Annotated in this window: 1 protein-coding gene and 1 pseudogene; both read left to right on the top strand. The window is 62.0% G+C overall.

Annotated features, from left to right (window positions below; genetic code table 11):
- Window positions 1–91: 91 nt before the first annotated feature.
- A pseudogene (locus AC5ZGW_RS46365) lies at window positions 92–526 on the top strand (IS256 family transposase); the annotation flags it as partial.
- Between the two features lie 152 nt (window positions 527–678).
- Window positions 679–1,097: sigma factor-like helix-turn-helix DNA-binding protein (locus AC5ZGW_RS46360; RefSeq protein ID WP_496114178.1), on the top strand; the 419-nt coding region annotated here is incomplete at its 3' end.

The following is a 1,097-nucleotide window of genomic DNA, read 5'->3' as shown; positions in this document are numbered from 1 at the left end:
CCAAGGCCGAACACTACGAGGCCGGCGCCGGGCCACAAGATCTATCCCTATCTGCTGCGCAACATGACGATCGACCGACCCGGCTGGCCGCGGCAGCGGCAATAGCCGTAACGGAACCAGCGCGAAGACAATCCTGACCGAGGACGGCGAGATCGACATAGCTGTGCCACGCGACCGGGCCGGCAGCTTTGAGCCGCTATTGATCGCCAAGGGCCAGACCCGTTTCGACGGCTTTGACGACAAAATCCTGAGCCTCTACGCGCGCGGCATGACGGTGCGTGAGATCCAGGGGCATTTATCTGAACTTTATGGGGCCGAAGTCTCGCCGGATTTGATCAGCCGGGTCACCGACGCGATTCTCGACGAAGTTCGGGAATGGCAAAGTCGGCCGCTCGACCCGGTCTATCCGGTGGTATTTTTCGACGCGCTGCGGGTCAAGATTCGCGATGAAGGCATGGTCAAGAACAAGGCCGTCTATGTCGCGCTGGCGCTCAATCCGGACGGCGAGAAGGAGGTTCTGGGCTTGTGTGCATGTTTCGCGGGATCGTGAGCACGGATTTCAGAGGATCGTGAGCAGGGATTTCGCGGGATCGTGAGCAGCTTTTCAGTGGCTCAGTCCGCTTCGGCCGATAACTCAGCCGGCTTAGGAACTGCCTCGTCAGTGAACGAGGAAGGCCGATGCCCACCCAGAGATTGTCGATGCGCCGGATCAAAGAGGTTCTCCGCTTAAAACATGTTCAAGGCTTGCCGGAGCGAGCCATCGCGCGCACCCTGGGCATCAGCAACGGTGCCGTGCACAGCTATCTGCGCCGAGCCGGAGCTGCCGGGCTGAACTGGCCGTTGCCGGCCGGAATGACCGACGAGGACCTGGAGCTGCTGCTTTTCCCTGCGCCGAAGCCGGCGTCGCAGAGCCTCCAGCGGCCCGCTCCCGACTGGGGCTATGTCGACAAGGAATTGCGCCGGCGCAATGTGACCCGTCGGCTGCTGTGGGACGAGTATCGCGCCACCCATCCTGATGGATTCGGCTACACATGGTTCTGCACGACCTACGAGGCCTGGAAGGGGCGTGCCCGGCCTTCGATGCGGCAGACCCATCT

It is taken from the genome of Bradyrhizobium sp. Crot121, assembly GCF_059512385.1.
This window is presented reverse-complemented; position numbering and strand designations above follow the sequence as displayed.